This window comes from Methylomonas sp. LWB (assembly GCF_001856095.1).
Taxonomy (GTDB): domain Bacteria; phylum Pseudomonadota; class Gammaproteobacteria; order Methylococcales; family Methylomonadaceae; genus Methylomonas; species Methylomonas koyamae_A.
In genome coordinates this window covers 1-7,895 of the sequence record NZ_MKMC01000047.1, presented here as the reverse complement: position 1 = coordinate 7,895, position 7,895 = coordinate 1, and the positions used below count along the sequence as shown (strand labels likewise).

General features: G+C 56.1%; 5 protein-coding genes. All 5 read left to right on the top strand.

The window, feature by feature from the left end; genetic code table 11:
- Nucleotides 1–2,604: carboxypeptidase regulatory-like domain-containing protein (locus BJL95_RS17980; RefSeq protein WP_175463750.1), on the top strand; the 2,604-nt coding region annotated here is incomplete at its 5' end.
- Between the two features lie 21 nt (nucleotides 2,605–2,625).
- A complete protein-coding gene (locus tag BJL95_RS17975; RefSeq protein ID WP_071159947.1) occupies nucleotides 2,626–2,925 on the top strand; it encodes a hypothetical protein in 300 nt (99 codons plus the stop codon).
- Nucleotides 2,926–2,938: 13 nt separating this feature from the next.
- On the top strand, nucleotides 2,939–3,235 hold the full coding sequence (locus BJL95_RS17970) for a hypothetical protein (RefSeq protein WP_139306314.1): 297 nt from the start codon (nucleotides 2,939–2,941) through the stop codon (nucleotides 3,233–3,235).
- Nucleotides 3,235–3,996 carry a thioredoxin domain-containing protein gene (locus tag BJL95_RS17965; protein ID WP_083386148.1) on the top strand — a complete coding sequence of 254 codons (762 nt, stop codon included), beginning with the start codon at nucleotides 3,235–3,237 and terminating at the stop codon, nucleotides 3,994–3,996. The genes BJL95_RS17970 and BJL95_RS17965 overlap by 1 nt, the downstream gene beginning before the upstream one ends.
- 36 nt (nucleotides 3,997–4,032) lie before the next feature.
- The coding region (locus BJL95_RS17960) for an Ig-like domain-containing protein (protein ID WP_175463749.1) at nucleotides 4,033–7,895 on the top strand (3,863 nt) is incomplete at its 3' end.

Below are 7,895 nucleotides of genomic sequence, written 5' to 3'. Positions count from 1 at the left end.
GCCGGCGAAGCCTACTACGACCTGACCGGCTATCTCGGCAACGACATCACGCCCGGCGGCAGCGGTCTGGTCTCGGTCATCGTCACCGGCGGCGGCCCCAATACCTTCAGCTTCACGACCCGGCTGGAACGCCAAGTGCAAAGCCCAGCGCTGGCCGTCAAAATCACCAGCCCGGCCACGCTCTTGACCGTCGGCCACACCCCGCAAACCGTCAAAGGCACCGTCAACGACCCCAGTGCCCAAGTCACCCTGAACGGCGCGCCGGTCACCCACGGCAACGGCAGCTTTCAAGCCGACGTCGCACTGGAAGAAGGCCACAACACCATCACCGCTCGGGCGGTCAACGCCCAGGGCGAAGACGTCAGCGACACCATCTCGCTATCGCTGGACATGACCCCGCCCTACCTGACCGTCGAATCGCCGAAAAACGGCGACACCGTGCGCACCGACCACATCGCCGTGTCCGGCCTGATCAACGACATCGTACGCGGCACCGTCGCCGCCGGCCAAGCCAACGTCAAAGTCAACGGCATCGCCGCCACGATCGCCAACCGCAGCTATCTGGCCCAAAACATCCCGCTCGCCGTCGGCACCAACACCCTCAAAATCGACGCCGCCGACAACGTCGGCAACACCAGCAGCCTCAGCCTGCAAGTCAGCTACCAACCGCTGGCGCCGCAACACATCGAACTGCTCGGCGGCCAAAACCAAAGCGGCAAGATCAACAGCGTGCTGGCCCAAACCCTCAAAGTCAAACTGCTGGACGGCGCCAACCAAGCGGTCGCGGGCAAACCCGTGATCTTCCGGGTCACCGAAGGCGACGGCATCGTCGGCGCCGGCGGCAACGACCAAGGCCAAGGCGTCCTGGTCCAAACCGACGCCCAAGGCATCGCCGCCACCGCCTTCAAACTCGGTAGCCGAGCCGGCAGCGGCAACCAACGGGTCCGCGCCACCTCGGTCGGCTTCGACGGCGAAGCCCTGTTTTATGCCAGCGCCACAGTCGGGGCCGGCGGCAAAGTCACCGTCAACAGCGGCAACAACCAACGCGGCGCGGTCGGCCAAGCGCTGCCGCTACCCTTCGTCGTCGCCGTGGTCGACGACGGCGCCAACGTCGTGCCCGGCGCCCAAATAGAATTCAAAGTCACCCAAGGCAGCGGCCGCTTCCAAAACGGCCAAACCACGCTGACCGCCACCACCGACAGCGACGGGCGGGCCACCGCCGAATTCACGCTCGGCAGCGAAGACGGCCTCGACGTCCACCGAGTCACCGCCACCCTGGTTGGCACCAGCCTCTACGCCGGCTTCACCGCCTCCGCGCTAAAAACCGGCAACGCCGGCCAAACCAGCATCAGCGGCGTCGTGCTCGACAACCAAGAACACCCACTGCCGAACGTCACCGTCCGAGTCGACGGCACCACCCGCGAAGCACAAAGCGACACCCAAGGTCAATTCAAAATCAGCGAAGTCCCGGTCGGCGCAGTGCGCTTGATCGCCGACGGCAGCACCACCAGCGCCGAAGGCGAATGGCCCACGCTCGCCTTCAACCTCGTCACCATCGCCGGTGCCGACAACCCGCTGTCCGCGCCGATCTACCTGGTCAAACTCGACACCGTCAACGCCAAAACCGTCGGCGACCAAGACGTCACGCTGACCCTGCCCGACGTGCCCGGCTTCGCGTTGGAAGTCAAACGCGGCTCGGTCACCTTCCCGGACGGCAAGAAGACCGGCAAGCTCTCGGTCACGCCGGTCAACGCCAGCAAAATCCCGATGGCGCCGCCCAACGGTATGCAACCGCAATTCATCGTCACCATCCAACCGGTCGGCGCCAAATTCGACCCGCCGGCCAGGCTGACCCTGCCCAACGTCGACGGCCACAAACCCGGCGCGCAAGTGGAAATGTACTCCTACGACCACGACCTGGAAGAATTCGTAGCGATCGGCCTCGGCACGGTCAGCACCGACGGCAGCATCATCAAATCCAACGAAGGGGTGGGGGTGATCAAGGCGGGCTGGCATTGTGGCAGTCAACCGGGCGGGAGCGGGTGCGCATATAGCGCGGAATGCCAGACTTGTAGCGGAAACTGCCAGCTAAGCAATAAGCCGGATGGACCAATCGATGGAGAGCCATGTGCCAGTTGTAGCAACGGCAGTAAGGTTCCTCCTCCCACGGATGGCGAATGTTGCACTCAGCCGGATATACAAAATGACTCTGATTATCAGGCGGGAACATTACTTGGCACGGTGACCTGTTGTCGAGGTGCGCCAATTTTATGTATGTATCCCGGTAATTTTCCTAGTAGAGGGAACGTTCTCGGTGACGCAATCGCTCAGCAATGCGTTGCTGTCCACGAAGGAAAGCATAAAGATCACGTTAATTGTGTTGGGGGGGACTGTAAAACTTGGCCTGGTTTCAAACCGGAAGTAAGCCAGGCTCAGGGCGAATGCGAAGCGAGTAAGGCTGAAAAGCAGTGCTTAGACAACGCTCGGTCTTCATGTAATTTGAGTCCCGATCCGGATGCCTGTAGAGCGGTAGTAGATCATTGGATTCAAGAAGCTATTTCATATGGCAATGGCTTCTTTACTCCGCCCGCCACCTGTTTCTAATGACTTTGTGAGGAACGCATAATGTTTTTTCAGAAAATAATAAATTTGGCGATTCTAGTTTTAATGGTGGATCTGGCTTGCGCGGAGCCAAACTGTACTGCTCTAGAATTATCAAAGGAACAGGTGGTGGATATTGTCAATGCCGAGAGACGGAGTAGAGGCGATTTGCCGAAAGCCTTTTCGGAAAGTCAATATACGTTGAACAGACATGGTTGTTATTATATTTTAATTGAGTCGGCGGTCCCCTTGCGTCCGGGTAAAAACATTGTTTTTAAACTGAATCAGAATGGTGTTATTGTTGATGCCATGCGCGGTCGATGACCTTGGAGATGCGATGAATAAAATTTTTCTGGTCTTGTTTGTTTTATTTTCGAATTCGGTTTTGGCGCAGGAATTAAGTTGCCCAGGTAGGGGACTTTCGGAATCTGAAATTATAGATATTGTAGAAAAGCAACGTGCGTTGAGGCCGGAGCTCCCTAAAAAATATGGCGTTTATGAAACCAGCGTCACGAGATTAAGGTGTCTATACGTGATGTACGAAAGACAGGTCCCGGTTGAGAATGGGATATACCAGACTTTTACTGTCGATCCATTTGGGGAGTTGATGGAGTATTACGTGAACAGGAAATAATGACTATTTTAAGTAGATACACCGTGGTGAATAAGTTAAGTGTGCTTGTGATTCTTTTGCTTGGATTAACAGAACTCGTTTGGGCAAAGGATGACTGGGTCGCCGACGAAATCTTTATGCAAATTTCGGAAATGCGCAAAGAAATTAGTGGGCTAAAGGAAAAAGTCGCTAATTTAGAGAAAAAATTAGCGGATGCCAAACCTAAAGTGGCACCTGTTTCCTTGTCCGATACCGAGGCAATGGCGTTGGGAAAGAGCGATGCACCCATAGCAATATTGGAGTTTTCGGATTACGAATGCCCATTTTGCGGAAAGCATTACAAAAACGTTTTCCCCAAACTGCGCGAAAGTTATATCGATAAAGGCAAGGTTAAATACGTGATGAAAGATTTTCCGCTGGATTTCCACGCTCATGCCAAAAAAGCCTCGCTAGCCGCGCGTTGCGCGGGCGAGCAGAAGCAATACTGGGCGATGCACGACGCAATTTTCGAGGCTCGCGGCCAGGCTAGCGACGAATTAATTGCCGGCGTTGCGCAACAATATAAATTGGATGAATCCGCATTGAAGAAGTGTCTTGACGACCCGGCGCAATTGATAAACGTACAGAACGACATTGCGCTTGGCAGTCGTTTGGGCGTTAACGGTACGCCTGCGTTCTTAATTGGGCGGATCAAGGATAAACAGTTAGTCGATTACCGGCGCTTCGACGGCATGCAGTCGTTCGAAACCTTCGTCGCCGCGATCGACAGTTTAAAAAAGTAATATTCGAAGCGTCTGCGGTATCGGGAGATAAAGACGATGAACACTCAGGTCATGAAAGCTTTTTATGTGTTGGTCTTGTTGTTGGGGCTTGCTGGAAGCGGGCAATCGGCGGCCAACGTGCTGGATGAGAACTGCGTCGTCAATATTCTCAACCGAACCGTACAGGTCGGCAAGGATGGTGCTTGGTCGATGCCTAACGTGCCCTCGCAAATGGGCCGGGTCAGAGCCAGGGCAACTTGCACCAAGCTGGGCGACACCTTCTCCGGAGAAAGCGATTACTTCAATATTGTCCAAAACGGCATCGTTAACGTGCCGGACATCACGTTTGAAAATATTGAACCCATCCCTGTTAGCCTGAAGGTCAGCGAACCCACAGTCGAAACTCTCTCCAGCCAAGGCGCAACCGCGCAGTTAAAGGTTGAAGCGACCTACCGCGACGGTACCGTCAAAAACGTCACCGCCTCCTCGAACGGTACAAACTATAGTTCCAGCAACCCGGCTATTGTGTCGGTCAACGCCGAAGGCTTGGTTACCGCAGTCTCCAGCGGTAGCGTATTGATCACTGCCCGCAAGGATGAAGTCGTCGCCTTCAAACGCATCAGCGTGTCGACGACCGGAGATGCCGATAACGACGGTCTGCCGGACGATTTCGAGCTGGCCAACGGTTTGAACCCGAACGATCCTCTCGACGCGCAAGAAGACCCCGATAACGACGGTTTGACGACCAAACGCGAGTACCAGTTGGGTACTAATTTCCGTTTGGCGGATACCGACGGCGACGGCTTAAGCGACGGCATTGAAGTCGCCGGCTCCAACGGCTACACCACCGATCCGCTGAAAGCCGACAGCGATGGCGACGGCGTCAACGATAATGATGAAATCCTGGCAGGTTATAACCCGACCGACGGCACTGATGGCGGCGGTCGCAGTTTTGTCGAGCTGATCGTCGCGCCGGCCAATCCGACGATGACGTTCAATACGGTTTATAACGAGGCCAATTTACAGGTGAAAGTGTCCGGCAAGCGCGGAAACGGCACGCTCGAGGACATCACCGCCAAATCCACCGGCACTAGTTACAGCTCCAGCAACTTGAGCGTTGTTAGCTTCGGTGCCAAGGACGGTTTATTGTTTGCAGGCCAGGCCGGAACCGCGAATTTAACGGTTCGTAACGGTGGTTTGGAAAAAACCGTCACAGTCACCGTCGGTTCGTTCAGCCCGACCGCGCTATCGTCGATCTCGATCCCCGGTTATGCCAACAACGTCGATGTGGCTGGCGATTTCGCTTACGTCGCCGCTGGAAGCAAGGGCTTGCAGATCGTTAACGTGGCCAACCATGCCGGCCCGACTATAGTTGGTAGCCTGGATACTGCGGGGACCGCGATCGATGTCAGAGTGGTGGGTAACGTGGTTTATCTCGCTGACGGCGAAGATGGTTTGCAGATTATTGACGTCAGCGATCCGGCCAATCCGCTTCTACTCGCCTCTTACGAAACGGCGGGCGTCGCGCAAGACGTCAAAATCGACAACCAATTCGCCTACGTTGCCGACGGTAACGGTGGCCTGGAAATCGTGGATGTCCATAAACCCGCGCAACCGATCGCGGCTGGCTCCCTCGGTGGACTCGGCGAAGCTAAAGGTGTGGATGCGCAAGGTAATATCGTGGCCGTGGTCGCTGGAACTTCGCTGCATATCATTGATGTAACCGACAAAGCCAATCCTGTTAAAAAAGGCAGCCTTAGTATCGGTCCGGTAAAAGACGTTGCCGTCAAGGACGGTTACGCTTACGTCTCGGCCTATACCTCCGGCTTCAAGGCAGTCAATATAGGCGATCCAACGAATCCTATCATCGTGGCTTCCGATGCGGCGTTTTATCCGTACGACGTTGAATTGACCGATAGCTTTGCGTTTTTCGCCGAAGTCTTGTTTGTCAATTCAGTCCCGTACGTCAATATCGAAGACCCGGAATCCGCGGTGTTTCAAGGCACTGTCGACTTTAGAAATTTCAACGACTACAACGGCACCGGCGTCGCGCTGGATTCCAACTACGTTTACCTGACCGCATCCAGTTCAATCTCCGATTTCGAAGCGAACGGTACCTCGACGTTATTGATCGGACAATACCGTTTGACAGAAGACAAGGGTGGCGTCGCGCCGACGATAGAGATCAGCGAGCCGCCGCAAGATACCGTTGTTGTCGAAGGTAAAAAGGTTACCGTGACGGCGACCGCCGATGACGATATCGGCGTGAAGTCGGTCTCGTTCATCGTGGACGGTCAAACGGTCTACACCGATACCTCTCGGCCTTATCAATATCCGGTAACCGTTCCGTTCGGCACTGTCGGCAACACGATAACCGTTGTGGCCAAGGCAATCGATTTCGGCGGTAACGAGCAAACTTCAACCAATTTAACCTTGACCGTGCAAGCGGATACCGACCGCGATGGCTTGAGCGACGAGCAAGAAGCGATTTACGGTTCGAACGTTAACGATACCGACTCCGACGACGATGGTCTTTCCGACGGCGACGAAGTCGACATGCACACCAACCCGATCGATACCGATTCCGACGACGACGGCGTTCCCGACGGGACCGAGGTGCAAAACGGTACCGATCCTTTGAATCCCGACGTAACGCCGCCGACGGTGTCCGTAACGTCGCCGGCCGACGCATCGATCGACATTCCGGAAAACAATCCGATCATTGTCAGCTTCGGCGAGCCTTTGTCCGCCAAATCGATTAATGCCGATTCCATTACCGTTTTTCAAGGTTTGTTGGAAGGGGGCGCCAAGATTGCCGGGAAGGTGCGACTGTCGAGCGACGGCTTGCAACTGATTTTTACGCCCTCCGATTTGTTGGCGGACTATACCGAATATAAGGTTGTAGTCGCCGGAGTGCGCGATCGCGCGGGAAATCCGATCGCGACTCCCTATTCGTTCCATTACAAAACCGGCAACACTGTCGATACGACGCCGCCCACGGTAGCGGCTATCGACCCAGCCGCCAACAGTACCGGCGTAGCAGTCAATGTTGTAGTCGGTATCCGCTTTAGCGAACCGGTGCATGGAGATACCGTTAACGATCAAAGCGTTCAACTCTACGATCAAGTCACGGGGCAACAAATTCTCGGCGTCGTAACGCTAAACGGCGACGGGCAAAGCGCGACCTTCGTTCCGAACGTCGCGTTGGCGGTTGGGCGGCAACACCGGATAGCCGTCACTAACGCCATCAAGGACTTGTTCGGAAACCCACTGGGCTACGTCAATTACTACTTCACGACCTCGTTTGACCGAGACGCGAATGGGCCACGCATCCTTGGATTCAGCGTCGGGGCAGCTCAACTCGACGTCCCGACGAACGCGGTGCTGCAAGTACAATTCGACGAACCGGTGAGTGGCTTGAGCTTGGGCGGAGTGGAACTGCGCAAGGGCGGCGACGCGATCGCGGTGACCCGCGAGCTGAGCGGCGACCGGAAAACCCTGACGCTGAAGTTGCAACAACCGCTGCTGGCGAACACCGGCTACAGCCTGCACGTCGAAGGCGTGGAAGACCTGAGCGGCAACGTACTGGGCACGGCACAGGACAGAAGCTTCACGACCGGCGCGGGCGCCGACCTGCTCTCGACCAGCGTGGTGCAATACAGTCCGGCCAACAACACCAGCGGCATCGGCCTGAACAGCCCGGTGGTGATCACCTTTGCCGAACGGCTCAACCCGCTGGCATTGAACAGCGACACGATCGCGCTGTACGACGCGGTGACCGGGCAACGGCCGAGCGCGAGCTACGCGCTGAGCGCAGACGGCAAAACCGTCACGCTGACGCCGAACGCCGCGTTGACCGCCAACCGGCAATATTATATTTACATCAGCAACTGGGCGCCGCTACCGGACCAAGCCGGCAA

Excerpts from the sequence above, each read along its gene's own strand:
- BJL95_RS17965 (WP_083386148.1), top strand. The coding sequence starts at position 3,235 with ATGACTATTTTAAGTAGATACACCGTGGTGAATAAGTTAAGTGTGCTT.
- BJL95_RS17975 (WP_071159947.1), top strand. The coding sequence starts at position 2,626 with ATGTTTTTTCAGAAAATAATAAATTTGGCGATTCTAGTTTTAATGGTG.
- BJL95_RS17970 (WP_139306314.1), top strand. The coding sequence starts at position 2,939 with ATGAATAAAATTTTTCTGGTCTTGTTTGTTTTATTTTCGAATTCGGTT.